Source organism: Streptomyces sp. NPDC002055, from assembly GCF_040296705.1.
GTDB lineage: Bacteria > Actinomycetota > Actinomycetes > Streptomycetales > Streptomycetaceae > Streptomyces.
The window spans coordinates 14,475-40,333 of record NZ_JBEOXS010000062.1 but is presented as its reverse complement, the minus strand read 5'-3'; the positions used below and the strand labels follow the sequence as shown (position 1 = coordinate 40,333).

30 protein-coding genes and 3 pseudogenes are annotated in these 25,859 nt (G+C 67.1%); 19 read left to right on the top strand and 14 right to left on the bottom strand.

Going from position 1 to position 25,859, the window contains the following annotated elements; all coding sequences use genetic code 11:
- Window positions 1-47: 47 nt before the first annotated feature.
- Complete coding sequence (locus ABT112_RS28800) at window positions 48-1,067, bottom strand: hypothetical protein (RefSeq protein WP_351514475.1); 1,020 nt, start codon at window positions 1,065-1,067, stop codon at window positions 48-50.
- 1 nt (window position 1,068) lies between these two features.
- Entirely contained in the window at window positions 1,069-1,398 is a 330-nt protein-coding gene (locus tag ABT112_RS28795; protein ID WP_351514474.1) for a transcriptional regulator, read from the bottom strand.
- Between the two features lie 391 nt (window positions 1,399-1,789).
- On the opposite strand from ABT112_RS28795, the gene ABT112_RS28790 reads away from it, so the two are divergent.
- The 5 genes and pseudogenes from ABT112_RS28790 to ABT112_RS28770 all read left to right on the top strand — a co-directional run.
- A complete protein-coding gene (locus ABT112_RS28790; RefSeq protein ID WP_351514472.1) occupies window positions 1,790-2,239 on the top strand; it encodes a helix-turn-helix domain-containing protein in 450 nt (149 codons plus the stop codon).
- 412 nt (window positions 2,240-2,651) lie between these two features.
- On the top strand, window positions 2,652-3,035 hold the full coding sequence (locus ABT112_RS28785) for a hypothetical protein (RefSeq protein WP_351514470.1): 384 nt from the start codon (window positions 2,652-2,654) through the stop codon (window positions 3,033-3,035).
- Between the two features lie 26 nt (window positions 3,036-3,061).
- On the top strand, window positions 3,062-4,234 hold the full coding sequence (locus ABT112_RS28780; RefSeq protein ID WP_351514468.1) for an MAB_1171c family putative transporter: 1,173 nt from the start codon (window positions 3,062-3,064) through the stop codon (window positions 4,232-4,234).
- Entirely contained in the window at window positions 4,231-4,848 is a 618-nt protein-coding gene (locus tag ABT112_RS28775) for a hypothetical protein (protein ID WP_351514466.1), read from the top strand. The genes ABT112_RS28780 and ABT112_RS28775 overlap by 4 nt, the downstream gene beginning before the upstream one ends.
- Before the next feature lie 19 nt (window positions 4,849-4,867).
- A pseudogene (locus ABT112_RS28770) lies at window positions 4,868-5,243 on the top strand (cytochrome P450); the annotation flags it as partial.
- 2,134 nt (window positions 5,244-7,377) lie between these two features.
- On the opposite strand, the gene ABT112_RS28765 reads toward ABT112_RS28770, so the two are convergent.
- A complete protein-coding gene (locus tag ABT112_RS28765) occupies window positions 7,378-7,818 on the bottom strand; it encodes a hypothetical protein (RefSeq protein ID WP_351514464.1) in 441 nt (146 codons plus the stop codon).
- A 233-nt stretch (window positions 7,819-8,051) separates the two neighbouring features.
- Between ABT112_RS28765 and ABT112_RS28760 the strand changes: the two are divergent.
- Window positions 8,052-8,370 (top strand): annotated as a pseudogene (locus tag ABT112_RS28760) (IS5/IS1182 family transposase); the annotation flags it as partial.
- Between the two features lie 7 nt (window positions 8,371-8,377).
- Here the strand turns inward: ABT112_RS28760 and ABT112_RS28755 are convergent.
- Both ABT112_RS28755 and ABT112_RS28750 read right to left on the bottom strand, forming a co-directional pair.
- Window positions 8,378-8,874 (bottom strand): annotated as a pseudogene (locus ABT112_RS28755) (IS5 family transposase); the annotation flags it as partial.
- Window positions 8,846-9,151, bottom strand: a complete 306-nt coding sequence (locus ABT112_RS28750) for a transposase (protein WP_351514483.1) — start codon at window positions 9,149-9,151, stop codon at window positions 8,846-8,848. The pseudogene ABT112_RS28755 and the gene ABT112_RS28750, both read right to left, overlap by 29 nt.
- 142 nt (window positions 9,152-9,293) lie before the next feature.
- Between ABT112_RS28750 and cutA the strand changes: the two genes are divergently transcribed.
- Window positions 9,294-9,620, top strand: coding sequence for a divalent-cation tolerance protein CutA (cutA, locus tag ABT112_RS28745; protein ID WP_351514462.1), 327 nt, complete (start codon window positions 9,294-9,296; stop codon window positions 9,618-9,620).
- Between the two features lie 67 nt (window positions 9,621-9,687).
- Here cutA and ABT112_RS28740 read toward each other — a convergent pair whose 3' ends face one another.
- Window positions 9,688-10,926, bottom strand: coding sequence for a helix-turn-helix transcriptional regulator (locus ABT112_RS28740; protein WP_351514460.1), 1,239 nt, complete (start codon window positions 10,924-10,926; stop codon window positions 9,688-9,690).
- A 348-nt stretch (window positions 10,927-11,274) separates the two neighbouring features.
- Here ABT112_RS28740 and ABT112_RS28735 point away from each other — a divergent pair, with 348 nt between their 5' ends.
- The 7 genes from ABT112_RS28735 (at window position 11,275) to ABT112_RS28705 (ending at window position 15,295) form a co-directional block, all read left to right on the top strand.
- A complete protein-coding gene (locus ABT112_RS28735) occupies window positions 11,275-11,520 on the top strand; it encodes an ATP-binding protein (RefSeq protein WP_351514459.1) in 246 nt (81 codons plus the stop codon).
- A 47-nt stretch (window positions 11,521-11,567) separates the two neighbouring features.
- A complete protein-coding gene (locus ABT112_RS28730; protein WP_351514457.1) occupies window positions 11,568-12,059 on the top strand; it encodes a hypothetical protein in 492 nt (163 codons plus the stop codon).
- 65 nt (window positions 12,060-12,124) lie between these two features.
- The gene (locus ABT112_RS28725) at window positions 12,125-12,733 is read left to right on the top strand and encodes a hypothetical protein (RefSeq protein ID WP_351514455.1); all 609 of its coding nucleotides are present in this window, start codon (window positions 12,125-12,127) and stop codon (window positions 12,731-12,733) included.
- Between the two features lie 243 nt (window positions 12,734-12,976).
- Window positions 12,977-13,699 (top strand): hypothetical protein, encoded by a 723-nt coding sequence (locus tag ABT112_RS28720; RefSeq protein WP_351514453.1) that lies wholly within the window; start codon window positions 12,977-12,979, stop codon window positions 13,697-13,699.
- 26 nt (window positions 13,700-13,725) lie between these two features.
- Window positions 13,726-13,932, top strand: a complete 207-nt coding sequence (locus ABT112_RS28715) for a DUF5999 family protein (protein WP_351514451.1) — start codon at window positions 13,726-13,728, stop codon at window positions 13,930-13,932.
- A gap of 113 nt (window positions 13,933-14,045) precedes the next feature.
- Window positions 14,046-15,134 (top strand): GntR family transcriptional regulator, encoded by a 1,089-nt coding sequence (locus ABT112_RS28710; RefSeq protein ID WP_351514449.1) that lies wholly within the window; start codon window positions 14,046-14,048, stop codon window positions 15,132-15,134.
- Between the two features lie 17 nt (window positions 15,135-15,151).
- Complete coding sequence (locus ABT112_RS28705; protein ID WP_351514447.1) at window positions 15,152-15,295, top strand: hypothetical protein; 144 nt, start codon at window positions 15,152-15,154, stop codon at window positions 15,293-15,295.
- A gap of 53 nt (window positions 15,296-15,348) precedes the next feature.
- Here the strand turns inward: ABT112_RS28705 and ABT112_RS28700 are convergent, their stop codons facing one another.
- The 8 genes from ABT112_RS28700 to ABT112_RS28665 all read right to left on the bottom strand — a co-directional run bounded on the left by ABT112_RS28700 (window position 15,349) and on the right by ABT112_RS28665 (window position 21,107).
- Complete coding sequence (locus ABT112_RS28700; RefSeq protein ID WP_351514481.1) at window positions 15,349-15,555, bottom strand: three-helix bundle dimerization domain-containing protein; 207 nt, start codon at window positions 15,553-15,555, stop codon at window positions 15,349-15,351.
- Window positions 15,556-15,600: 45 nt separating this feature from the next.
- Window positions 15,601-15,984: a luciferase domain-containing protein gene (locus tag ABT112_RS28695; RefSeq protein ID WP_351514445.1), complete on the bottom strand. Its 384-nt coding sequence runs from the start codon at window positions 15,982-15,984 to the stop codon at window positions 15,601-15,603.
- Window positions 15,985-16,417: 433 nt separating this feature from the next.
- The gene (locus ABT112_RS28690) at window positions 16,418-17,116 is read right to left on the bottom strand and encodes an alpha/beta fold hydrolase (protein WP_351514443.1); all 699 of its coding nucleotides are present in this window, start codon (window positions 17,114-17,116) and stop codon (window positions 16,418-16,420) included.
- A 103-nt stretch (window positions 17,117-17,219) separates the two neighbouring features.
- A complete protein-coding gene (locus tag ABT112_RS28685) occupies window positions 17,220-18,230 on the bottom strand; it encodes a protein-L-isoaspartate O-methyltransferase family protein (RefSeq protein WP_351514441.1) in 1,011 nt (336 codons plus the stop codon).
- An 80-nt stretch (window positions 18,231-18,310) separates the two neighbouring features.
- Window positions 18,311-18,733, bottom strand: a complete 423-nt coding sequence (locus tag ABT112_RS28680; protein WP_351514439.1) for a lasso peptide biosynthesis B2 protein — start codon at window positions 18,731-18,733, stop codon at window positions 18,311-18,313.
- Complete coding sequence (locus tag ABT112_RS28675; RefSeq protein WP_351514437.1) at window positions 18,730-18,990, bottom strand: PqqD family protein; 261 nt, start codon at window positions 18,988-18,990, stop codon at window positions 18,730-18,732. The genes ABT112_RS28680 and ABT112_RS28675 overlap by 4 nt, the downstream gene beginning before the upstream one ends.
- Window positions 18,991-19,003: 13 nt before the next feature.
- Window positions 19,004-20,827 (bottom strand): albusnodin/ikarugamycin family macrolactam cyclase, encoded by a 1,824-nt coding sequence (locus tag ABT112_RS28670; RefSeq protein WP_351514479.1) that lies wholly within the window; start codon window positions 20,825-20,827, stop codon window positions 19,004-19,006.
- A gap of 154 nt (window positions 20,828-20,981) precedes the next feature.
- Window positions 20,982-21,107: a lasso RiPP family leader peptide-containing protein gene (locus tag ABT112_RS28665; protein ID WP_351514435.1), complete on the bottom strand. Its 126-nt coding sequence runs from the start codon at window positions 21,105-21,107 to the stop codon at window positions 20,982-20,984.
- Between the two features lie 194 nt (window positions 21,108-21,301).
- On the opposite strand from ABT112_RS28665, the gene ABT112_RS28660 reads away from it, so the two are divergent.
- From ABT112_RS28660 to ABT112_RS28640, 5 genes are all read left to right on the top strand, one after another.
- Complete coding sequence (locus tag ABT112_RS28660) at window positions 21,302-22,663, top strand: NsdA family TPR-like regulatory protein (RefSeq protein ID WP_351514433.1); 1,362 nt, start codon at window positions 21,302-21,304, stop codon at window positions 22,661-22,663.
- A gap of 52 nt (window positions 22,664-22,715) precedes the next feature.
- Window positions 22,716-23,342, top strand: a complete 627-nt coding sequence (locus ABT112_RS28655; RefSeq protein ID WP_351514431.1) for a group II intron maturase-specific domain-containing protein — start codon at window positions 22,716-22,718, stop codon at window positions 23,340-23,342.
- 650 nt (window positions 23,343-23,992) lie between these two features.
- Window positions 23,993-24,154, top strand: coding sequence for a hypothetical protein (locus ABT112_RS28650; protein WP_351514430.1), 162 nt, complete (start codon window positions 23,993-23,995; stop codon window positions 24,152-24,154).
- A 109-nt stretch (window positions 24,155-24,263) separates the two neighbouring features.
- A complete protein-coding gene (locus tag ABT112_RS28645; protein WP_351514428.1) occupies window positions 24,264-25,262 on the top strand; it encodes a hypothetical protein in 999 nt (332 codons plus the stop codon).
- Window positions 25,263-25,303: 41 nt separating this feature from the next.
- Window positions 25,304-25,822 carry a hypothetical protein gene (locus tag ABT112_RS28640; RefSeq protein ID WP_351514426.1) on the top strand — a complete coding sequence of 173 codons (519 nt, stop codon included), beginning with the start codon at window positions 25,304-25,306 and terminating at the stop codon, window positions 25,820-25,822.
- Window positions 25,823-25,859: the final 37 nt, after the last annotated feature.

Sequence of the window (25,859 nt, the reverse complement as noted above, 5' to 3'; positions counted from 1 at the left end):
CAAGGTGCCCTCACCGAGGGTCTGCGGTTCGCGGTTACGGGTGCGCATCACAGCTCCTCGGCGTAGGCGGCGGCAGCGTCGACCGGGTTGGTCCATGCCTGGCGAGCGGGCACGTTAGGCCGGGTTCCCGGCCGCGCCAAACCGCCGGAGCGCGCGTTCATGACCTCGTTGACCATGCTGGTCAGCACGCTCGGGTGCTTGGGGTTGGCCGCGAAGTTCTGCAGTCCGGCTCGGATGTGCTCCGGGGCGATGCCCTCGCCCAGCAGCTTCTTGGTGATCCGCCCGAGGTGTCCGATCACGTCGCTGGGCGGGCGCTCGTCGCAGGCAGCGGTGTACTCGCCGATGAGCTGGTTGGCCGTGACGGTGGCTGCGGGCGCTGTGCGCCCCGTAGGTGCAGAGGATCCAGGATCCAAGATCCTAGATCCAGGCGCCGAGCCCTCCCCGAGGCTTCGGGGAAGGTTCGGGGAGGACTCGACGAATGCGCCTTGACCTGCGCTTTTCATGCCAGCGTGGCCAGACCTGCCAGCCATGCCGTCGAAGGCGTCCTGCTGGGCGATGGGAGCCTGGTCTACGTGGCCGCGAGGCGTTGCGGCCGGCTGAGCCGGCAGATCGAGGGCGCGGGGAGTATTCGGCGAAGCCTCGGCGAGCCTTCGGGGAGGGGTGGGCGACTCCTCGACCCGCTGGGTGCAGGTCCCCTTGCAGGGGGCGCACCGGTCGGCGGCCTGGTGCTGCGGGCAGGAGGGCAAGCGGGACTGACTCGGCTTGTCGATCTTCTGGTGCTCGGCCCAGGTCACGATGTGGAGGTAACGGCGGCCGTCGCAGCCGGTGTACCGACAGATCAGCGCCGCGTCGGCCAGCTGCTGCAGGTCGTCCTCGACGTGAACCGGAGTGCGCTCGGAACGCAGCGGCCACAGCAGCCCCGCGATGATCGCGGCGTTGTCGCGGTGACGCCCGTAGTCGTCGGCCTGGGTGAGGAGACCGAAGAAGGTCCGCTCAGCGTGGACGGTCACCTCAGCGAGCGACTCGCTGGTGAAAGCTTCCGGCTTGATGGTTCGTATCCGCGCCATGTCAGCAGCCCCGACCGGCGACGAACGCGTCGCTGCGAGCGAGGGTCGCGTCGGCGAGGTCAAGGATGTGTGGCCGGGTCCAGTCCGCCTCAGGCCAGACCCGCAGGATCCACCGGGCTGCGACCCTGGCCGTGTTCCGGCCCAGCTCCATGGTCTCCCCGGCCTCGTCCTTGACGATGGCGTGCGGGTGGGGCCACGCCTGCTTCGGATCGGTGAGGCTGACCCGGATGGTGGCCGCGCCCGGGATCATGTCGGCCAGCAGGGCCGCAAGGCGGCGCAACCGGTCGCCGGCCTCCGTGCCGACCGTGGTTCCGCTCACGGTATCGGGCATGCGATACTCCGTCGTTTGTAGAAGGCGGAGCGGCCGTCTCGTCGAAAAGTTCAGCCGCACCGCTGCTTGTGAATCCGCACCCTTCGGGGTTGCGGCCTGGTGCCTGGGAGTGGGTAGCTCCCAGGCACCGGTGACTCTCTTGGGCTCGTCAGCCCTCGGGCCCGGACAACTTGTTCACCACGTCGCGCCTCCCCCTCTTCGGGCTACTACGAACCGAGCCTCTCGACGTCCTCATCAGTTGATGAGGACGGCACGACCATACGCCGATGAGGACAGAGCATGTCAACTGGCGAAGATGGATGGATCCAGGCTGGACGTGTATCGTCTACCTCAGTTGATACCCTCGCCCACCTGACAGGCCCCAAGCCCCAGCGGAAGGACGATCTTCACCATGAGCGACGGAGCACGCGAGGCGACACGCTCCCTCGCCGAAAAGATCGACCACCTCTTCAAGACGATCCACCCCAAGGAACGGGGGTCGTACTCCTACAAGGAGGTGGAGTCAGGCATTCGCGACAGAGGTGGCCCGACGGTCTCCGCCAGCTACATCCATCAACTGCGGACCGGGCAGCGAGACAATCCGACCATGAAGCACCTCGAAGCCTTGGCTGACTTCTTCGGCGTTGCGCCGTCATACTTCTTCAACGAGGAATCGTCCGAGCGGATTGCCGCCGAGCTTTCGATGCTCGCCACAATGCGCGACACCCGGGTGCGGTCGGTCGCCCTGCGCGCGTCAGGCCTCTCAACTGGGACTCTGGAGACACTCCAGGACCTTATTGAGCGGGCACGCACCCTCGAAGGGCTCAACAAGGACGACAACACCACCGGACGCACCCCATAGCCTGCCGACCAACATCAAGTCACAGGTTGGCATGAGTTAGCCCTTTTGATCATGAAGCATTTCGCTGCAGCATGCACCTTGTGTCCGATTAATGAAGCACGCTGAGTAATTTGGACATCTTCATCAGTTGCGATCTTCCCTCTGGTGACTCAGCGTGCCAATGAGCGCACACCGCAATTGGCATATGGTGCGGGCATCGCTGTACCAACCACACGGGCGCCGCCATGCATGACCGGCTCCCAGCACGACCCCGGGAGTTCCGTTGCGTCTACGCGGACGACTCCGGCCGATCTTGACGCGCCGTAAGCGTCAGAGTCCCCATGACCCTCTGGCCGGGATACAAATCCCTTTCCCGTTCGACATCCAGCGCTTCTGCGACAACGTGGCCGCTCATCGCGGGCGCCCACTCAGTGTGGAGGCCGTCGAAGGAATCAACGGGTCAGACGACGAGTTGTGCGGCCTCTGGGTCGAGCTCGAAAACAGCGACTGCATCTTCTACGAAGCGTCGACCTCTCCCCTGCACCGGGACCACATCGTCCTTCACGAGATCAGCCACATGCTTCTCGGGCACACCACTCCTAACGGCGCCGACCCCGGGGCTGACGGAGGTCTGTTCACCGGAATCGACCCACGCACCATCCGCAACGTGCTCGGGCGCGCCAACTTCAGCAGTCCGCAGGAACGGGAGGCCGAGCAGCTCGCCACCCGGATCGCGGGGGTCGCCAAGGTCAAGCCCATGGCGAGCGGCCGCGCCCCTGAGCTGGATCGTCTCGACGCAGCTCTCCGCTCCGAGTGATGTCAATGCCCGGAGTTGAAGCACTCGTGACCGTCCTGCTCTGGTGCACAACCGGGTGGCGCGCCACCAAGGTCTGGCGCAAGGGTCAGGATCGTGCCCTGTGGTGGGCCTTCTTCGGCCTCACCGTGATGATGACACTTCGACTGCCGGCTGGACGAGCCCTGGATCAGCTGACCGGCATCACGGATCTTTCGTATCTGTTGAAGCACCTCTTCGGCGGAGTCCTCGGCTCAGCTGCGGTACTTGCATTCCTGCGAAGCGTTTCCGGACAGCGAGACGGCAGTTCCCGGATGAGACGGCTGCGCATCCTTCTGCCCCTTGCCGCCGCGGCCGCAATGTCAGCGCTCTTCTTCGCCAAGCTTCAGCCGTACGAGACCAATGTAATATTCAAGGACTTCGCGGCTCACATCGCACTCCTCGTCTATACCGTCGTGTTCCTGGGCTTCCTCAGCACTTCACTCCTGAGCGGGATGCGTGTCTGCTGGCGCTGGGGTCGGGACTCAAGTAGCGGCGCCCTCGGCTGGGGGCTCCGGCTTATCGGCTTCGGTCTGGGTGCGGGGGTCGCGTACGCCTTGGTCCGTATCGCAGCGCAGCTCACGCGCTTCAGTGGAAACGGAATGCTCCCTGGCGCCCTTGATGATCGCGTGAGCAGTCTCCTTCTTCTCATCGCGCTCCTCTTCATCGTCACCGGTAGCACACTTCCAGTGCTCGGCAAGCTACTCGCCGGCAAAGCCGAACGGAGAGAGCTTCTGCGCCTTTACCCCCTGTGGCGCGAGCTCACCGAAACCATCCCTTCTGTACGCCTCGACCCCCCGCGTGGCGTAACCGCCGAACGGCTTGACATCCGCAACATTCACGGGCGCCTGTACCGCCGCACCATCGAGATTCGCGACGCCGCACTCGCGCTCAGCGACCACGCGCCCCTCAACCTTCGCGAGCGCGCCAGACAGCACGTGGAAGCGAGGGGACTCTTCGGAGCCCAGGCCCTCGTCAGCACTGAGGCTTGCTGGATTGCCGCCGCCCGCCGTTCAAAGCTGCGCGGCGACATGCCCACCAACAAGGAACACCAACCAGCCGGGGGTGGCCGGGACCTGCGCAGCGAGATCACCGCGCTCACCCAACTGTCCGACGCCTACTACTCCGACCTGACCCGCGAATTTGCGGACGCCTGCGAACGTCCGCTGGAGACCCAGCTATGAGCTTCACCCCACCCGCCACGCCTTCCTACTCCGAAGCGACCCACAGGGTGAAGGTCGCCAAGCTGATCACGGACGTACTAGCTCCAGGCAACCTCGTCATCGCGCTGCTGCTCCTCGTCGGATGGCACAGCACAGGCAGCTTCACCGGCATCGGCTGGGGACTCTTCGCCGCGTTCTTCTGCGGCATCATCCCCATCGCGATCATTCAGCTCGGCGTCCGCCGCGGAAAGCTCACCGACAAGCACGTCCGCATCCGTAAGCAGCGCATAGCTCCGCTGGCCACCGCGCTCGTCTCGGTGGTCACCGGCATCGTGCTGCTCTACGTCCTCGGCGCGCCGCGCGAAGTCTCGGCACTCGTCGTCGCCATGCTGGTCGGCCTCGCCTCCACCCTCGCGGTCACCATCTGGTGGCAGATCTCCGTGCACAATGCCGTCGCCGGCGGCTTCGTCATGATCCTTCTGCTGGTATACGGGCCCGTCGTGATCCCCACAGTTCTCCTCATCGTGGCCATAGGCTGGTCCCGCCGAGTCCTCAAGGCCCACACGATGGCTCAGCTCTGCTGTGGAACCGCACTCGGCTCCATCGCCGCTACCATCTTCGCTGTCCTCAACTAACCTCCCCAGCGCCACGCAGCTTCGGTTCGACTCGCCGATCAGCACCGCTACCTTTCGGTTCACCACCGAAGCCGTCACGCTCGGCGGCACACAGATCCCCGCAGGCAAGCCGGTGCTGGTCGCCATCGGCGCCGCCAACCGTGATCCGGAGCGCTGGTCGAGCCCGGACAGGCTGGATTTCGACCGGAGCGCCACTGCTCACCTGAGCTTCGGGCACGGTATCCACCGCTGCGTTGGCGCGCCCCTCGCCAAGACGGAGGTGGAGATCGCGCTCCGCTCGCTGCTCGCGGTACCCCAACATCCGGCTCGCGGTGCCGACCGAGCAGCTCACGTGGCGGCGGACGCGCCTGGTACGGGGCCTCTCAGAGCTGCCGGTCCTCCCGAATCCCGCCTAGGAAGAGCCGCAACAGCCTTCGATATCCGCGCCATTCCGCTGCTTCAGCGTGTCGCCGTTGCTGGAGTCAAGGATGCTGCGCAGATGGGAAGTCGCCGTGGGTCTCTACCCGCGCCAGCGGCGGCAAGGACTTCGACTGGCGCACGAGGCCGAGGACGAACTTCTTGTCAGCCGGTGCCAGATGTGGCTGCGACGCGACCAGGCGCTGCTTGGCCTTTGGCCACGGCCGGGCTACTGCCTGCCAGGGCAGGCATCGGACAGGCCCGGACAGGCCCATGGGTTGTTGCCCTGGCGGCAGGTGGCGCCACAGAGTGTCGGGTGGGTCGAGCCCACGGGCATCTTGCGTTCCTTGCCCTGCTGTACCAGGCTCGGGCCGCATCAAAGCTGTCCTAGTACCGAACCGGTCCACAGACTGGGCCTTGCGGACAACCAGCTCGACCCAGACATGCCGGAGTCGTCGCAGCACGTGCTAGCAACTGACGTTCGGCTCTGTGCCGGCGTCCTCGAGACCGTGGATGGGAGAACAGGTGTCGATGTTACGCAGCATCGTTGTGGCAGTCACAGCAGTAACGGTCCTCATAGGAGGGTCGGCCGTGACGGCCACCGCCAACACGGCGAACGCACCGAAGGAGCAGCTGACCGTCGTTGCTGAGGGCCGCATCTTGGAGTGCTTCCCCTGGACTCACGACGAGTGGTACGCCCACGCGGAGGGCGACGCCTGCCGTCCGGGCTACACCGAAGGCACCATCACCAGCTACAGAGCAGGGGAGTGTGGGTTCATCCTGGTGAAGTGGTTCAAAAGGAGCGGCGGTTTGGCGGGTTCCTGGCGTTCGGACGCAGCCTGCGACTTGAAGTCCAAAGACTTCATGTCGGATCCCGCTCCGCACGGAGCCACACGGGTTCAAGTCAACATGGGGCGTTCGCAGTCATAACTGGGCGGCGGAGCCGGTGGCATGGACCGGTCTGCGGCAGGGGCTCCTGTCCAGGGGGGTCCTCGTTGAGGTGCTGCCCGGGAGAGAGGTCTCCCGGGCAACACGACGCAGTTGCTCCACCCCTTTGGGCGACGGCTCCCGGCCCGGCTCAACCGCCACTGCGTGAGCCCAACCCCTGACTGTTCCCGAGCAGCCCGCCGCTTCCTCGACCGGCCGACTCACGTTCGGCGGCGACCGGCAGGGGGGGGAGAGCGCCGTGCTCGCTGGATGGCCGCGGCCTGACGGACGTCAGAGCAAGGAGCCGTCCATCCACTGCCGCGACCTGCAGCAACCTCTGGTGCGGGTCGCGGCAGAAACCGCCCTGGACCATTGAACCACTGGGCCCGGCCTGCCAACCCCAAGATGCCCATTGGCTTCAATGAATGGGCGGCCTCCATAATGCCATTGACCAACTTAAGGGATCACTAGAATGGCGGCCGCTGAGGCAAGCGACCAGTGCAACCGATCCAATTACTCTGCTCTCCTTTGGGAGGCGCAAAGCAATCACATTACGGGTTCCGTGCGATATGCTCACACAATTCGGCCGATATCGCCGGCTGAGTGAGGTCCATCTTGCTGGAGCAGTGCGGATCCAATAATTCCTTCACTTTCCGCTCATCTTCGCGGATCAGAGCGAAAGTGCGACTGGTGCGGTGACGGCACCGGGCAGCCTCACATCCGTGGCGATCACGTCCGCAGAATTGTAAATGTCGAGGTACGGACGCAGCAGGCCCCGGGCTGTGACGAGAAACCCACACAGACTGGGCCCTCTTCGGTGGCGGCAAATGTGAGAGCATCTGCAGGGCATTGTCGCTCGGAATTAAAGCCGGAATCACGTTCAGAGTTCGACGTGGACAAGCTTCACCCCCATCACCGCACCGATGCGACGGCTTGGCGAAATAGGTTTCCGCATGCGCGCGGAGGAATCCAGTGATGCCATAAGCCGTCAGGAAGTCACTAACGAGGGACATCTCGTATGCGGTCAGCGCCCCCGGGCTGTGGGGGTTCGCCGGGCCGGTGGCGATGCGGACGGCCGCGACAGGCGGCGGCACGGGGAGAACACCCAGGATCAACTGGCCACCGGTGAGGGGGCGTGGACGTGGTGGAGCAGCAGGCGGGTAATGCTCGCCTGCTGCTCCGCGATCTCTTCGTTCACTGAGGTCACTAGTTCACCCAGCTCGGGCATACGTTCTGCCTCTGGCCCTTGCAGTAGGCGGTTATAACGCCGACCTTCTGTCCGGCGCCCGCATCGTACTCACCGTCGAGGGTCTTCCGGGAGTACTGCGCGATGACCGTCACCCTCACGTATTCGTCCCCCTTCTTCATGTCGGTCCAGTATTCGATCCGGTTGTCGTCTAACTCTTTGGCGTTGGCGGAGATGGCGGCGTTGACGGCTCTGCACGTTCTGATGTTGTGCGGGCGGGAGAAGTGGTTCCATCCGAGCACGGAGTTGCCGAAGCGTGTGGGTATCTTCTTGTTGCTCGAATCCGTCGCCTCGCATTTCACTCTCGTGTTCCAATCGGCAGCCTGCGCCGGGGCGCCGGTACCGACAAGGAGAGCAGCTGTCGCGATGGACACTGTCGCCAGCGCTGCGATTTTCTTCATGGCTAGACCATGACAGTTCCCATTGCCGAGTGTCACGTAACTTTTGCGACAGAATAACAGTGAGAAAAAGACTAGCGGCTCGGCAGTGAGAGATGCGGCCGAAGCGGAGGAAGAGCCCTCTCATTGCCGACCGGCGAAGCAAAGGGATGTCCGGCTTCCCCGCCCTGCACGGGCTGTCCGTTGATCCCGGCGGGGAGTGTGTTTCGGCGGCGTCTGCGTCATTCGGCCGATCCGACGCCACCGACCCGGGCAAACCGAAGATCGCCTGGAACGATGAGGCCGCCCGCGCCACGCTGGTGGACGCACTGGTCACCGATGCCCTCAACCCTGCTCCGGCACCTGCTCGAGCAGCTGCTCGGCGAGAAAGCGGCCCCGTGGTGGGCCTGCTGTCTGGTCGCAGGTCAGGACGTGGAACCGGCCGAGGACTCCGACGGGCGTGACGCCCGCTGGCGCATCGCCAAGCGCACAGCACCGGACCGGACGGTCTCCACCGTCGACCTCGACGCACGGCACATCCACAAGAACCGCACCCGCCACCAGGACGGATTTAGACCGCGTCCTATGTGGTGAGGCGGATGAGTCGCTTGTAGCAGCAGAGGGAGGCTGCGAGGCCGAGAAATGCCAGGTAGTTGCGGGGATGGCGTTCGTAGCGGTGGTTGAGTCTGCGGTATCCGGTCAGCCAGGACATGGTCCGCTCGATGACCCATCTGCGGCGGCCGAGTCGTTCGCTGGACTCGATGCCCTTGCGGGCGATACGCACCCCATGCGTTTGCCGCGTAACCATTTTCGCAGGTGAGGGATGTCGTAGGCCTTGTCTGCGTGAAGGCGTTGGGGCTTGAAGCGGCGGCCGCGGTGGGGGTCGTATCTCGTTTGGTGACCGGCGACCATGGGCTTCAGGGCTTCGCTGTCGCGCGTGTTGGCCGCGCTGACGCCGACGAGGAGGGGCAGCCCGTTCGCGTCCGACAGGACGTGCATCTTGGAACCCGGCTTACCCCGGTCCACGGGGCTCGGGCCTGTGAGTTCGCCCCTATTTCGCCCTGACGTGGGCGGAGTCGAGGACGGCCCGGGAGAGGTCGAGGTGCTGTGCGTCGTCGAGTCGGTGCAGGATCGCCTCGTGCAGCCGGCCCCACACCCCCGCCCGGGACCAGATCAGGAACCGTCGGTGCGCGGTGGACTTCGATATGCCGAAACACGGTGGCAATGCCCGCCAGGCACACCCGCTGACCAGCACGTAGATGAGCGCCGCAAACAGCGTCTCGTCCGGGGCGCACGCCCCGCCGCGCCTCCTGCACAGCGATGCGCCCGGCCTCCGACTTCGGAGTTCGGGGCGCATCCGTCTGAGCGCCATGGCGGAAGCTATTGGTGAAATTTGCCCGCCTTGGCCGCCTCCACGAAGAGTCACCGGAGGTGACGGGCTTCGACGTTCCGCGGCGGCTGGGTAGGGTCGTGGTACACCGAGCTGGAGAGGTAGTTGCATGGCCAACGAGATTGTGATCGCGCAGACGACCATCGACGATGAGGGCCAGGCGATGGCTCTGGCGCGGGGCGCGGTCGAGAGCAAGTTGGCAGCGGGCGTTCATATCGACGCGCCGGTCACCGCCGTCTACTGGTGGAAGAGCGAGGTCGAGACGGCGCGGGAGTGGCGTATCTCCTACATGACCACGACAGACCATCTCCAGCAGTTGGAGGCGTGGCTGTCCGAGAATCACCCGTACGACGTCCCCCAGTGGATCACGCTGCCTGTGACCGGCGGGTCGGAGGCGTACTTGTCGTGGGTCGTTGAGGAGACATCGCGGGGTTGACGGGCGGCGTGCCGGGCGACTGCGCTTGTGTCCTGAGCTTGCCCGGGTGTCGAACGAAGAGATCGGTTCAGGAGGCGAACTGCCGCAAGTGGTGAGCGAGTTCTCGCTCACTGTTGGGGAGACATGTGGCGATTTTGGCCGCACGTTCCTTACCCATCGTGTTGGGCTTGGCCTGTGATGCGGTCGTGAACTGGCGCGATACGTAGATGCCTTGTTCAACGTCGCCTCCGCGTAGCAGAGCCGAGGCGAGGTCGCCGAGCACAACAACGCCTCCATCCGGTAGTTCGTCCCCTAGGCGATCGAATGCGGTGTCGGCCGTGGCGGTGAGTTCGGATCGCCCCAACTGCCCGTACACGGACAGGGCCAAAGAATCCATCCGGTACGGCGTCACGAAGCGGACCCATGCCTGCTCGCTGGTGTGATCCGCGAAGTCGTAGGCGAAGCGTGCTCGGTCAAGCGCACGCAAGGCCCCCATCTCGTCGCCGACCGCGGCGGCTTCCTCCGCGTGCCTTCCGAGGACCCAGGCTGCTGCCGTGGCGTTGCCGTGGCCGCGCACGTCCTGGGAGGCCTGGGACAGGAGTTCCAGCTTCCTCTTCGGTGTGGGAGCCCCGTAGCTGGCGTAGGTGAGGGCCAAGGCTCTGAGGGGAGGATGCCCGGCTTTCGCCGCGCACTCAATCGTGACGTCGTAGTAGGCGCCAGCCTTGTCGTACTCACCCAGATCCCAGGCCACCCATCCGGCAAGGGCGGCGGTTTCCCCGGCGGCGAGGGTGAGAGCCCGTTCGTGCTCGCCGGCGTGAGGCAGGGATCCGGTGATCGCGTCAAGGTGCGACTCAACGGTGCCTTGCAGGCGGCGGGCACTGAGATTGAGTTCCTGGACGTGCAGGTCAGCAGCTCGGGTGATGAGCGAGACCGCAGCGGGCTTGTCGATGCGGGAGCCCTTGCGGAGCGCGAAGGCGAGCCGCCCCCAGGGCTCGGCAGCCGCGCTCACGCCAATGGCGGCGCTGCCCAGCAGTTTGCGGCGCTTCACGTCGTCCTGGGCCTCTTCACGGACGGGCCCCTTCCTTCGCCGGGCGCGAGCAGCTTTGGCCTCCCGTAAAAGCTCTTCGACGGGGACGCCGCAGGCCGTCGCGATGTGGGCGAGCGTGTGGTTCGTGGGGACGTTCTCAAACTTCTCGTAGCGGCTGACCTCCCGGCGGGTCACGGTTGCCCGGCCGGAGGCAGCATTGATTGCCTCTGCGTGCTGGTCTTGCGTACGGCCTGCTTCCTTCCGGAGCCGGAGGAGTAGTTCAGCGAACGGATCTGACATGAGTGTGACCTCCGTCGTGGACGGAATCCAATCATGGCCTCAATTCCCCTTGTAGTTTCCCCCCTTGACAGATTTTCCCCCCTCTGGATTCCCCTGGTAGACGGCTTCGCAGTGCGGTGCGATGGGTGCATGACCAGGCTCCAAGAGGCGACCCCGCCGGGCGGGGGCACGGACAGAACTGCGGCTGCAGCACTCCGCGGGACGCCGCCCATTTCCGGCGTGGATGATCCGAAAACCCGACGGGGACGGAGTATGCCGTTGCGCCCCACCACAGCCCGCGGCCCGGCAGCCTCAGCCGCAGATCACACTGCCGCGGCGGCTCTGTGCACTACGGAGCTGCTGAGCAACGTGCTCAAGCACACCGGCTCACCGGATTGCGTGCTCACGCTCCAGGGCAACGCCGACGCCGTGCGCATCACGGTGAGCGATGCCAGCAGAGAGCTGCCCGTGGTCAAGCAGCCGGACTGGATGAGCCAGAGCGGGCGCGGCATGTTCCTGCTCAGTGGGACTGCGGCCGCCTGGGGTGCCGAGCCCACCCCGGATGGCAAGGACGTCTGGTTCGAGATCCGGGCCTCTGCCGAAGGGGCCGCATGAACAGCAGATCGATTCAGGCCGGGTGTGCTGACAGCAGCGTCGGGACCATGACCAGTGTCCTGGCCAGGTTGCACGACGGCTTCCTTGCGGAGTACCTGGACGACGACTTGGACGCGATCCTCGGCGCTGCGGCCGGACCGGTGGGAATCGCCGGAAGCCGCCGTCGCCGGGCTTCCCGCCGCCGCTCGTTACGGCATCGCGTGGGCCTCGCTCGTCGGAGAGACGAGGTCCCCCGCGAGGCAGAACCTCAGGTGTTCGACCGTGCCGAGCACCTTCACCGGATGCTGGGGCAGCTCGTGACCATCGCCCGCCAGCGAGCTGGCAGAGCACCCGGTCCTGAACTGGACGAGGCGATCAGGCGTGCTGACCACCTTCGCGCTCGCCCGGTGACCGAAGAGACGGTCGATCAAGCGTGCTTGCGGCGCCTGGCGCTGGCGGCATCGGAACTGATGGACCTCCTGGCCATCGAAGTGGACGACTCGCTGCCGACTTTCGAGTCGGCTGAGCCCCACCAGGGGGTGCGCACCCAGAGAACGTAGCAGTCGACGAGGGCCTTGAGCCCCTGCTGCTTCCATCGCTTACGGACACTGTTTGGGAGATCTACATGACTGGCAAAAGGCAGCCCCAGCGGCGCGGCGTTTTCGCGCCCCAGGCCACCCGTCAGGAGACACGCGACGCTGCCTTCACCCTCACCCAGATGCTGGATGACGCTGGGCTGGGCGGCATCCACCCCGTCCTTGACGACGAGAAGGACGTGCCGCGTATCAGGCTGTACGGCATCGATGCCGATGCGGCCACTCGGCTTGGGCACCTTGTGCGCAAGGGGATGGACGAGACCTACTTGGTGGCAAAGGAGTTGCGTCGGGCGGTGGATGCCCATGGCCTGGACGGCTTCCCCGTACCTCAAGTCTGCGCCGCGAAGATTGCCCTGGGCGAGATCTCGATCCACACGGCGGACCGGCTTGCCTGCATCCTGGGCGCCCCGCCCGGCCCCGAGGAGCTGGCTGAAGCCCCGGACTGGCCCGAGGCGAAAGAGGTCTACGACCGGCTTGATGCCGCGTTCAAGGCGGCTACCGGCGGTGCGTTCATGGACATGCACCTCCACTCGTACTGCCGGCGGTGCGAAGGTGATCCAGCCATCGAACTGGTGGAGATCACGGTGGATACCACCCGCCGGTTCGTGAAGGCGCTCCAGAGCGCCGCCCGCCCCTGAGCCGGTCGCCGGTGCGGTCCCCACCCCTACCGCACCGGCGGCCTCTCCACGTGGGTCCTCTCCGTTCCGGCGTGGCCGCCGTGCACTCCGGCCCCACGGCCCGGCCCCGGAACCCCCCTTGGAGAGGACGGCGCCGCTGCCCAGACTGCCGAGCTGGGAGTTGGCGCCCCGGCCGCACTCGTCCGCATCGAGCTGCGGCCGGCCACCCTCTTTCCCCTGTCCACTGCACCGAGGAGTTCGGTCATGCCCCGCACGCCCACGCCCATCCTCGATGGCCCGGCGGTGCCCGGCGTGCCGTGGATCGCAACGTGGAGTTCCGAGCGCACGAGCACTGCCCTGCTGGGTGGCCGTCGAGGCCAGGGCCTGCTCTATGTCAACGAAAGCCCTCATGACCGCGACCGGTTCGGGGCCCTGTGGGCCCGCAAATCGCAGCGCATCGGCCAGGGCGCCGCCGAGTTCGCCGGGGTTCACCCGCGGCGTCAGCGCCGGGCCATGGAAGAGCTGCTGTGCCAGGTGTGCGGGCTGCCAGCCGATGTCAGTGACCTGGGTGTTCTGTGGATGGAGCCCATCACCCCCGGAGATCCCCACTCCAAGCTCTCCACCCACCCTCCGGTCTGTGTGCCCTGTGCCGTGGAAGCACGGGCGCGGTGTCCCCGGATCAGACGGACCGGAGCTCATGTCCTTCGCGTCGCGAACCCGAGCCCCAATGGGGTATTGGGAATGTTCTACTACCCCCGCCTCGACGGCACCCTCGTCGCAGAGGAACCGGCGGACAAGGCCTACGAGGACGGCGAGGTCCGGTGGGTGCTTGCGCATCAGATGGTCATGAGGCTCGGCGGCGTGACGCCGGTCGATCTTGATGACGAGTACGCCAGCTACTTGGCCACCGAGCCCAGCCTGAGGCCCGCCTCTCTCCGCAACGCGGCATCCCGACGGCGCCCCCGTCAGGCGCCTCCACGCACCTAACGACGTTCCCCGTAGGAGGGACAGCTATGTGTGAGCACACCCCGCCGTGCCCGGCCGCCGACGCCACTGACGCGGACGCCGCCCGTCCCCGTTCTGCCTGTCACACGCAGGGCTGGACACTGCTGTGCAACGGTGTCCTGCTCTTCGATGACACCGGCGAGATCCGTCCCGACCTCCAGGTCATCCCGCCCCGCCGGGCCGTGGCCGCCGAACAGACAGAGGTCGCGGCGTGAGTATCCAGGACCGGGAGCGCCCCGCCGAGCCCAGCTCGTCACCCGCGGACTCAGCACGCATTCGCCGCGCATTGCGAGCTGACCTGTTGCGTCTGAGGAGGGTCGGAGGGGCTATGGCCGCCGCATCAGGTGCGGCCGTGCGCGAGGCCCACAACAAGGTTGACCAGTACATCAACCCGTGGGCGTCTCTGGCTGCACGGCGCCACGCCGCAGCCTCCACATCACCAGCGGACCAGGCCCGGTGGAGCCGGCTGATCCAGGCGGTCGAACGCCCCGAACAGGCCACCCAGCTGACATACGAGAAACTGGTGCTGCGCGTGGTCAGCGCACGAGAACTGCTGCGCACCCTGGCCGAGACCGAGCCGCCGTTCGTGCCCATCGTGGACGTTGCTCGCCAGATCGAGCACCGGATCAAGACCGGTAGCTATCCGGCCGGCACGGTTCTGGCGCCAGGACGACTCGCGGCCGACCTGGCCTTCCCCCTCCAGAGCATCCACCTGGCCCTGGCCGACCTCGCGGAAAGGGGCGTGATCGAGCAGCAGACCAACTGCCGGGCCCGAGTGCCCGGGGGCGATGCCAACGACAGGCCACGCCAAATTGCGCAATGGCTACGTGCGTTGGCCGAAGGTGGCGCCTTCCTTCCCGGCACCGCGCTGCCGGATCGACGGGAGCTGATGCGCATCCTGATCACGTCCCAGAAGCCGGTCACTGATGCGCTGCGCATTCTGTCCGAGGAGGGCCTGCTGGAACGCGGACCTCACAGGCGGCTGGTCGTGCGTCGAGGCGCCGTGGAGCGTCCCACGTCCACCTTGAAGGTGCCCCGACCGCGGCCGGGCCTGAACAGCTCCAGCCCGCACGAGATCCGAGAGGTAGCGCGCACGGTTCGCGGGTGGTGGAATACGCGGCTCACACCCCCGCCGGATGCACTGGACGAGGTCATCGACCGGCTTGGCGTGGCAGCTCATCAGTTGGTCGAACAGATCCGACGTGGTGCCCTTCCGCCTGCCACCACGCACCAGCAGGTGGAGTCCGTCATCGCGCGCACAGCTGTCTCGGCCGCAGCGGTACATCAACCCCACTACCAGCTGCGGGTATGGCACGCGGCATGTCTAGCCAGGGCTGTGGAGGACCTGTTGGCCCTCGTCGACCAGGTCCACGGCAGCCACCTGGTCGATTCCACCATGACGCCTCTCTCGGCCTGACTGACTGTTGCTCTCCGGTGGATCTCCGCATCCCGGTCCATCGCCTGCCGGCCCATGTCGCCGGGCGCCCTGCGCTCGACATCGAGGCGGTCGGACAGTTCGGCGATCGCCTGCTCAAGGCTCTCCGCGATGGCCGCGAAGTGCTGCCGGAACTCAGCTGACCTGGGCTGGTTCTGCTGCCCGTGCAGGGGTGGTGGCGAGGCGGTAGAGGGGGTTACTCCGTGGTCGAGGGGTTGTCGAGGGCGGCGCGGGCCTTGCGTTCGACGAGGACGGGAACGAAGTCACGGACTGGCCGGTCTTTGAAGGAGGCATGGGCTTCGGCGACGGCTGCCTCGATCTCCTCGGGGGTCCGTGTTGTGCTGTCGGCGTCCGTGAGGCGTTCAACAACGGCCTGGATGGCTTCTTCCTCGCCTGCATCCATCGCCACGGTGTTCTCCCCTGACCTGGAACATTTCTGCCTCGGCTGTCACCGGAATTCTCGCGCACGACTGCCGTGGTGATCGTTGCACCGGGCGGATGGCGCGTTACCGGAATCCGGCCATCCCTGGTGGGCCTGGAGAGCGACGCTCACCAGGGTCAGGAGCAGGTCGACGTCCGCTTCGCATTCCAGGCAGATGGTCACCCAGTGCGAGTCGGGCACGAGCCGAATGGCGGAGGAGCCTCTCAGGTCGCTTTCGAAACGGCGGATCTTCCCGACCGTGAGGTGCAGGTCGGCGCTTCGGCCGGAGTGGAAGTGCGCAATTTCAGCGGAGGCCGAGCGCAGGGCCAGGCCGGTGCCGCAGCTGGGCTGGGCCTCCGCGAGGTCCGGCCAGCTCACAAGTTGGGTCATGGCACGCGAGGCCGCCGTCATGGCTCCATCATGGACTGGTCACCCATAAGGCACCCATACTTCAAAAGTTCGTAACCCGGATGTAGCCATGAAATGTCCGAACCCAGGCAGCCAGCCGCTCTTGCCTCGCACTCAGTGCGGGAACGCAGACCGGCGGCGGACCGCTCACCGCAGGCCCGGCGTCAGGCCGCAGCTGGTGCCGGACACGACGCAGGTCCGCCCCACCCCGGCAAGGGGGCACCGGCACCTCCGCGTGGAAGGTCTCTCCGAATGCGGCGAGCTGGCCCGCTCCTGGATCCGTCGGCTTGGGGGTGCGATACCCGGCGAGCTTGCGTGGCGGCGAGCCGCCAGAAGCCGGTTGCGCTACAGCCGAGCCGAGCCGCGTCCGGTCGGGTCACCGGCGAAGCAATGCGACGGACCGCCCCTCGCCCACGGGACGGAAGGGAAGCCGCGGTTACTGCGATGCGGTCGCCGTGGACGCCGCTTGTTTGATGAGGTCGGCCACTGCGGCCGGTTGTGACACGTAGATGGAATGGCTGCCGGCGACCTCGACGGTGGTCGCGCCGGCTCGCCCGGACATGGAGCGTTGGGCGGGCGGGGGGATCATCTTGTCGTCGGTGGTGACCATGTACCAGCTCGGCTTGGTCCGCCAGGCGGGCTCGGTCACCTGCCCGCCGAGGGCGTCCACGCCCCAGGGGACCTGAGAGTCGGCCATGAAGGCGGCCAGGTCGGCGGGCAGGTCGCCGGCGAACGCTGCGGGGAATTTGTCCCGGTCGAGGAAGAGGAAGCCGTCCTTGGGCGGAAGGATCGGCGGTCCGGGCACGTCGGTCGGGAAGCTGCCGATGAGCGTGTCGACCGAATCGTCCGCGTCCGGCACGAACGCCGCGATGTAGACCAGGGCCGCCACCTTCGGGTCGGTGCCGGCTTCGGTGATGACCGCACCGCCATAAGAGTGACCGACCAGCACGACCGGGCCGTCCTGCTCGTCCACGATCAGCCGCGTCGCGGCGGCATCGCCCTGCAGCGACAGAGTCGGGTTCTGCACCACTGCGACCCGGTAACCGTCACGGACCAGCAGGTCGTAGACCGCTCGCCAGCCGGCCCCGTCCACGAACCCACCGTGCACCAGAACAATCGCGGGCTTGTCAGCCATGGGCCAGTCCCTTCCAGCGACGCCAGAGGTCTCTGACTCTAAGCAGACTTCAGCCCTGGCAGCCACACTGCACACAGCCCACCTTCCAGGTGACCCCAGAGGGCTAGCTGAGGTGCAGGCCCCAGCCGTCCGGACCGTCGGCGGGCTCGCGGCGGACCAAGCGCGGGGTGTAGGACTCGGGCGCGGGGCGGCCCGCCTCCTCCCAGGCTGCGAGCCAGCCGCGCAGAACCTCCAGAGACGGGCTGTCCGGCCGGTCGGCCAAAATCGTGCCGTCCTGCTGGACGACGGCCGCGGAGGTCGTGGTGCTGTGCCCGATCGCCCACAGGTCCGGCCGGAGTCCGGCCATCGTGAGGCGGTGGTCCTCGAGCGAGGCGGCGAAGGTGCGCCAGGAGGGCCAGTCGATCTCGGCGGTGTACGGCTCGGTGTATGCGTCCTCCAAGAGGCGGTCCAGGGCGGTGCGAGCTCCGCTGTGCAGGTGGTCGTCCTCGTTGCGCCAGGCCAGGGAGATCCAGGACGGTGAGGGGACACGGTTCTCCCAGTCCACCCAGCGTCCGGGCAGGTCGAGGTCCCCCTTGGGCGAAGTGGTGGCCTCGATGTAGCCGCCGGTCGCCACCGATTCGACCACGGGCTGACCGTCGCGCACCACGATCTTCGCCACCACTGTCATGTTGGGCACGGCCGCGATCGGGAGCGGGGCCACGATCACCCCGCCGTCCACGACCTGACCCACCCATGCCTTCGGCAGGAGCGGAGGGGTACACCAGGCCACCATCCGGTCGTACGGAGCACGGGTGGCGAAGCCCGCGGTGCCGTCGGAGACGTGGCACTCGACGTTGCGGACACCGCGCTCGTGGTGGATGACGGCTCCCCAGCGGACGAGATAGGCGTCGATGTCGAGGCTGGTCACCTGCCCGGAGGGGCCGACGAGCTGCGAGAGCAGGGCGCCGGAGTAGCCGGAGCCGGTCCCGAACTCCACCACGTTCATACCCTCGCGCACATCGAGGGTATTCAACTCACGATGAACAAAACGGGGGTTGGAGCGGTGCGGGGTAACGCCCCGCTGCTCGTGATGGGTGTAGTGGCGCTCCGGTACAGCTTCGGCGACGGTGGTCACGGGTCACTCCTTCGAGGGGTGGGGTACGCGTATGTTCAACTGCTCCGGCCGGGTGAAGGACACGCCGGATGCTGACTGGGTCAGATGGTCAGGGCGGTGTAGTGGTGCCAGCCCCCAGCCGTGTACTCCCCGACCGGGCCAACATCGGGAAGTGCAGCCCAGGCGTGGTACTCCACCGGCTCCGGGCTGAAGCGAACCCCCAGGCACCAGTCGAGTCGCTGCCCGAGCAGCGCGGCGGCGAGGACCGCGCCTAGGGAGGTCTCCATGCAGGCGACACGGACCGGCCACCAGCGGCCGGCGTGCCGCACGGCCGAGACCAGGGCCTCGGACCGCGCCTGAGGCAGAGGGCGGAGCCCGGCGACGCGGGCCCATCGGACCACCCGCACGGTGTGCTGGAAGGGGAGTAGCAGGAGCAGTAGTGCCAGGAGGAGACCGGCGGTCGCGGCCACGCGCTCACCGAACGTCCCCGTGCGGACGGTCGACCACGCTTCGTTGGTCGTCATCGGCGCCACCTCCACCACGAGCGGCGCACCGGCGGCCGGGAGATGACGCCCTGCTGGATGAGCGCGTCCGTGACGGCGCGGACGTCGGATGCGGCCTGGTCGCGGGAGATGCCGTACCGGTCGGCGTACTGCCCGGCGGCCTGGTCTTCAGTGGTGCTGGAGAGCAGGATCAGCACCGCGGACGCGGCGGTCGGGGTGAGGTAGCTCCAGTGGCCGGTGCGCTCGTTGAGGATCGCCCCGCCTTCGTCTGTGAGCACGGTGTGTGCTCCTTCATGCAGCCGCAACACGGGAGGTCACCTCCCACCAGTTCGTCATCGCGGTGTTCACCTGCCGCAGCCATACTTCCGCGCTGACGGCCAGATGCAGTGCACCCCGTGCGGTGGGCTGCCCGACCACAGCCCGCGCGAGCATTTCGTCCACGGGCCGGTCGGTGATCAGCCCTGCGGCAGCCAGCCGGGAGGAGGGGCCAACCAGGCCGCGCAGGATCGCTGCGTTCTCGCGCAGCCCCGCGTAGGCGACCGCGTTGAAGCCGCCCTTCGTGACCCTCTTCATCACGAAGTCCGGCACGGCACCGGTACCGGCGAACGCTTCCGCGAGCAGGGGTTTGTATCGGCCGGGGGCGGCGCGCTGGTCGGCGGGGACGGCGAGGCAGGCCCGGATGACCTCGTTGTCCAGGTACGGGGCAGCGAGGTCCACGTCCTCGGCAAGGGTGATCGCCCGCCAGCCAGCGGTGTTCGCCCCGACTCGGGCCAGATCCTGCTGGTCTGACCAGGCAGCGAGTGTGGTCGGCCAGTCCGGGCGATAGGCGGCGGCTGCTGTGTCGAGGGCTGCGGCGAGCTGGCAGCGGACATCGGGGGCCATCCAGTCGGCCGTGGCCAGCAGCGGGGTCCAGGCAACCGGCTGCTGAGCCTGGGGAACCCAAGGTCGCGGCGCGCGACGGAGTTCGGAGGCGATCTGCCGCCACGTCCCCGCCAGGGTGGTCCGTGAGGCAGGCCGGGCCCGGCGGAGCACTGCGATGGGGAAGGTGTGCCGGAGCCGGGCGTGGGCCTGAGCGTGCTGCCACGCGCGGAGCCGCTGTCCCGAGCGCAGCAAGTCGGACAGGTAGGAGGAGGGAGCGGAGAGCACGGCGTCCCCGCCGGCCCCGGTGAAGTGCACCCGGGACGTCTGCTGCGCAGTGACCGCACCCAGGACAGCCCGTTTGATGGAGGCCGTCACGACGAAGGCGTTCGGGGCGTCGGTCACGGGCAGCGAACCGAGGTCGTCAAGGCCGTTGTAGTACACGGTGTCCGGGGTGCCAGGCACCGCACGGTACGAGATGCCGGGAACGGCCGCCGCCGTGCGGGCCGCGTACACCACGTCGTCGTCGCGCAGCCGCTCGTCGGCGAAGGTCACCGCAGCCACCGGGTACCGCTGTGCGACGAGACAGGCCAGGGTGGTGGAGTCCAGGCCCGCGAGGTCCGCGCTCACGGGTTGGCCTCCGAGGCGCGTGCAGACCGCAGCGGTGAGGGCGGCTCGCACGGTCGGAGCAGCATCCCGCAGGTCCACCGCCTCAGCCTCGACAGGCTCGTAGCGCACAGCCGAGGCCCGTGCAGGGGTGACGAGCAGCAGGTGTCCGGTGGGCACCCGGTTGACCGACCGGAACAGGCTCCGCATTCCGAGGACATCGGGCTGGCCGAACGCCATCCGGGCCGCGAGGGACACGGTGTCGACCGGCGCACCGTCGAGTGCCGCGAGTGCTGTGGCGGAAGTCGACCACCACACGCCGGAGTGTTCCGTCCGCCAGTACACCGGGTGCTGCCCGGAGAGGTCCCCGATCACCGCCAGCGTTTCCCCGCAGCGTGCGACGACCAGGTAGGAACCGGGCCAGGTGGTCAGCGCCCTCCAGTCTCCGGACCGCACGGTGGCCAGCGCCTGCCGGAGCTGGTCGTCGCCCGTGCCGCATTCCCCGATGACCGCCAGCTCCAGTGGGCCGTCGCCCACGGCCCGCACTCTGCTGGTTGGCCAGCCGACCGTCCATGCCGACCCCAGCACCGGCAGCGGCTTTCCGCCGCGCGGTGCCCGGCTTCTCGCGCCGGTGCCGAACCATCCCGCCATCCATCGCATGTGCCCTTTTCCTTCTCCGCGTGGGTGTGTCGATCGTCGGCACAAGACTGGGCGCCGGGCCGTTCAGGGCCGTGCCCGCGGCACAGCCCCTCGCAGCCCGACGCCCAGTCAGCCCTGGACGCTGTCACGTCCGGGCAGAACGCGGTCAGGCGTTCTTGTACTCGGTGTCGTCCTCGGTGTCGAAGTTGTTCGTGCCGAGGGTCACGTCGACGACCTCACCGGCGTCCAGGACGACCGGCGCGCTGTACTCGGGGGTGGTGTTCTGCTTCATCGTTGACCTCCTGGTCACCTGGTCTCCAGACGCTCGGGATTGAGCGCCGACCGTGCACAGCCAGGCGACGCACCCTGAACTCCCCGGCGGAGAGGGCCGCTTGGCGTGATGAACAGTCAACTCGCAGTAGTCGTACGGCGATACGGTGACAGGGAGGTCAAGCGGTATCACGGGTATCACGGGCAGGAATGACCATGAGCACACCGAACCAGCGGCTCCGGGATCTCATCACCGAGTCGGGTCTCACCTACGAAGCACTGGCTAAGGCGGTCCGGCAGGTCGCCGCCGAGTGCGGGGTCACATTAGGCACGAACAAGGGCTTGGTCCGGCATTGGATCAACGGCGTCGTCCCGCATGAGACGACCGCCCGCTTCCTCGCCGTCGCCCTGTCTCGACAGGTCGGCCGCCTGTTGACGCTGGCCGACCTCGGCCTGGCGAGCCCGAACGTGGCAGAGGATGACAGCATGGGATTGTCCCTCGGCGCAGACCCGATTGACGTCCTGCTGCCGATGTGGAGGGCCGAATTGGACCGGCGAACCTTCCTCACCACCTCCGCGTACTCGGTGGCCGCCGCCGGCCTGCCTCTCAACTATGTGCAGGAGATCGCGGACCGGAGCGCCGCCGCGCGCACCGGTCATGTCGTCGGCATGGCGGAGGTCCGTGCCGTGAGGGACATGGTGAGGATGTTCTCCGAGATCGACGAACGCCACGGTGGTCAGCACGGCCGCTCCGCCCTCGTCCAGTACCTCCGCGACGACGTCGCCCCCCTGTGCCGTGCCCGCTTCCGTAGCGAGGAGATGCGCCAGCACATGCTCTCCGCCGCCAGCCGGGGCGTTCACCTGCTCGGCTGGAAGTCCTACGACGCCGGTCAGCAGGGGCTGGCCCAGCGGTACTACCTCCAGTCCTACGCACTCGCCGTGGAGTCCGGCATCACCGGACACGACGGGTTCATCATGCGCACGATGGCCATGCAGGGGCTGAAGCTCCACCGGCCCGAACACTGCCAGGGCCTCGCGGAGACCGGTCTGAACCGCGCCAAGGGCAGGGTCGACAACGCGACCGAAGCTCTGTTCCGGGTCGTCCACGCCCACACCCTCGCCAAGGGCGGCCAGCGGCGAGCAGCCGTCTCCGAGGCCGACATGGCCCGCGAACTCCTCACCGCCGACAAGGGCGATGAGACCCCCTTCTGGGCTCTTGCCTGGGGACCGCCCCCTGCCTCCGTATACTCCCGCACCGCCAAGGTGTACGAGACGCTGGGGGACTACGACGCCGCGGCCAACCAGTACGCACGCGCCGCGACCGCCCGCCCCGCCACGACGTACGCGCGGATCGTCTCCCTTGACCTCGTCGCCGGCGCGGAGATGCAGCTCAAGCGGGGACGGATCGAGGAGGCGTGCCAGACCTGGCACCGGGCCATCGACCACATGGACGGCGTGCAGTCGGTACGTACCCGCAAGGCCGTCAAGAGCATGCGGAAGGACTTGGCGCGGTTCCGCGCCCGCGGGGTGCGCTGTGCGGCCGAGCTCGACGAGCGAGCGATCGACTTCCTCGTGTAAGGCTCTGGTCAGGAAGAACGGCTCTGTCCGACGACTCTCCTAGCGCGGCTGAATGGATCAGACGAACGACCCGGCGGCCGCCCGCCGGGTTTCGTGCCCTGACGAACAGAGCATCGCAGCAGAAATCCCAAGGGACGTGCTGATCAGGCTCTACCGGATCATGCGCGGCTGGGCCAACCACTTCAAGCACACGGTCTGCAAAGCCGCCTTGAGTTCCCTGGCCAGCTTCACGCGGCACCGGGTGATCAGCTGCTGGATGGCACTGCATCGCTGGAAGTGGAAGGACGCCCGCCGACGCCTCACCGACCACAACGGACGGTGGCGAATGCCCTCGGCAGATGGGATCGAACTGTTCGACCTCCAGAAAGTGACGGTCGCCCGCACCGCTACAGAGGCAACACGATGCCCAACCCCTGGACCCGTCTCAACCACGGCTGAACGGCAGAGTCCGCGGAGAGTCTGGTACTCGAAGACGGATACGCCGGGTTCGGCGAGCGGCATGGACGGAGCGACGGCAACACCGGCACCGCGCTCCGTGCCGACTCAACGGGCCCCGGGGCACCCGCAAGGTCGCCAGAGGCCCCTCCGCTCGGACGATCGGACAGTCGCCCGCTCCCACTCGAACCCCGAGCCGCCCATCGCACCGTTTGCGGGCAAAGCACGCAGGTCGGGTCACTGAGCCCCTCCGGAGGGGTCGGCGGACACGCTGCGGAGCCATTTGAAGGAAACCATCACACACCGCAGCCAGATGATCGCAATCGCAACGTTTGCTTGATTCCCATTAGCCCGTGCACAAAGGAACGGATGTGACGACTCCGAATTCGAGAAGCGTACTCGTTAATCTCCGACTGGCCAATGAGCCCTATGAGCAGGGGTTCCGGCGAACGGAATCAAAAACTACTTCGCCTGCGGCGAGAGCATGACCTCCACCCTGTCAGATTTGATCACAATGCGAAAGAGTGCGAAAGCAGTCTGAGGCAAATAGAGCTCAGACGATCACCTCTTGCATGCGGGACGCTTTCCCATTTTGGGAAAGTATCCCGGGGTGATGAAAACGGGAGTGAAGCACTCCGTCGTACAGCTAATGTGTAATCACAGCGCGCGGCGGAGTGATGGCACGCTGTGCGCAGGCGGCCTCGGGGTGAGGCCCAAGGCCGCCTGGCAGGCCATCGTCAACCTACGAAAGGTCCAACTGTGACCGCGGAAAGCAACCGGGAGCACCCTAATGTTCCCCCGGTCGTTCCACCGAGAATTATCCCTGCTCCAGGGGGTCCCAAACCCCGGGGTGCGAATCTCTATGAGCTGCGTATCTGCGCCAGCCTCTTCTTCGTGCTCCTGCCCATCCCGCTGGGAATCGTCGTGTTCCCGACGGTGTGGCCGGGCTGGGAGGAACGTCCCGTCGTCTGGCCGCTCGCCCTGCCCCTGATCGGTCTCCTGGTCGCGCTGTCCAAGCGCAGCTACCTGCGTTACATCCGCGTGCGCCAGGTCTGATCTCCACCATTGTGGGGGGGGCCGCCGCGCGGCGGCCCCCCCCACAATCACTACATGCCGCCGGCGCGTCCGCGCTCGGGTGTGCGGGCGGGGTGAAGGGAATGCAGTGATGTCTGATGCCTCACGCGAGGCCGGATGCGGGTTCTGCGGAAAGACCATCGTCCAGCGTCCCGGTGGCGGGCGCCCGCGCGACTATTGCGACGAGAGCCATCGCCGCCGCGCTCAGCGTAAACGGGACCGCGAGCTCCAGGCCGCGGTTCCCCGGTTCTCCCACCGTTTCGTCGCGGCAGAGCTCGGCCTCCGTGCCGATGAGTTGGTGACGGCATGTTGTTCAGACATGCCGCTGGACGGAGTCCTGGAGCTGGCGGCGAGGATCGTGGACGACGCCGAATGTGTGGCTGCGGCAGCGGTGGTCGACGAGCGCTCCGCAGGCCGGACCTGGGCCGATATCGGTGTATCGGCCAGGATGAGCGAGGGGCGGGCCAGGGCGCGCTGGGGAAGTGCACGCACCACTCAGCGGCTGGCTGCCCGTGAACAGGCGTTGTGGGACGGCCAGCCGTACGGCACCGTTCCGGGTGTCTCCGGAGGGGCGACTCGCCCTGACCGGGGGGTGAGGCAGGCTGCGGAGGCCCTGGGGCGGGCCATTCGTACGCTGCAGGAACACTCGAATGTCGGCCTTGACTACATCGCGGCCGAGGCCGGTATGCCGGTCTTCGCGGTGCGCTGCGTGCTGGAGGGGCAGGTGGTGGTTCCGTGGACCACCACCTACACGCTGGTTCATCTATTGGGTGGGCAGCCCGGAGACCTTCGCCTGCTGTGGCAGTCCGTGTCGAAGTCCGCTCCCCGCGTGCCTGATCCGCCGTGTCCCGGTAGCCAGATTGCCGCAGGGTTGCGCGGAGCCCGGCTCGCCGCGGGCTATCCCGCGGCAGCAGCTGTGTGTCCCCCCGGGCTCACCGAGGCGGAAGCCGAGGCTGTTTTCAACGGACGACTCGTTCCGGAGTGGAACGTGCTGTGCGAGATGCTGCTGTGGCTGGGCGCCGATCCGGAGCCCTTCAAGGGCCTTTGGACGGCCCATCGGGCGGCCCGAGGCCCGGGGCGGTCCACATGACCCGTGCGAACTGTCGCCCACCGCGGCCGACGGTCGAGCGCATGCCGGCTGCCTTCTGTCTCGAGTACACCGCCTTCCGCGAACTCCATCTCGACTGGTACCTGCGCTACGCGTATGTACGGGTGGGCGAGTGGACGCGGGCGACCCATTGTGTCGAGGCCGTCTTCGACGCCCTCAGCGCGGGCTGGGCAACGGCTTTGCGTAGCGCCTGCCCCGCCGCCCGCGCCTGGCAGCTGCTGCGCGACCAAGCCGGTGAGCGAACCACCTGCGCCGAGGGGCACAGCTGGAGCGTCCACTGCCTGCTGCACGATGCCCAGGCTGACACGGTCCTGCTGCACCACCGTCTAGGGCTCTCGATCACGCAGGCCGCCGACCTGATGGGGCTCGACGACCATGCGGTCCGTGCCCTGCTGCGCAGCGCCGAGCGCGCAATTGAGGGATTGCCTCCCTGCGTCGCCTCGCGCCTGCGTGCAGCGCGAAGTGTGACGGCGCACGGCACTGCTCTGTGTGCACCTGCGAGCGGTTCGTATTACTCGAAACCGGTAGCTGGGATCCGCTGACGCCCCTTTTAGGCGACTGGCGGGCCTGCTGCGCGGC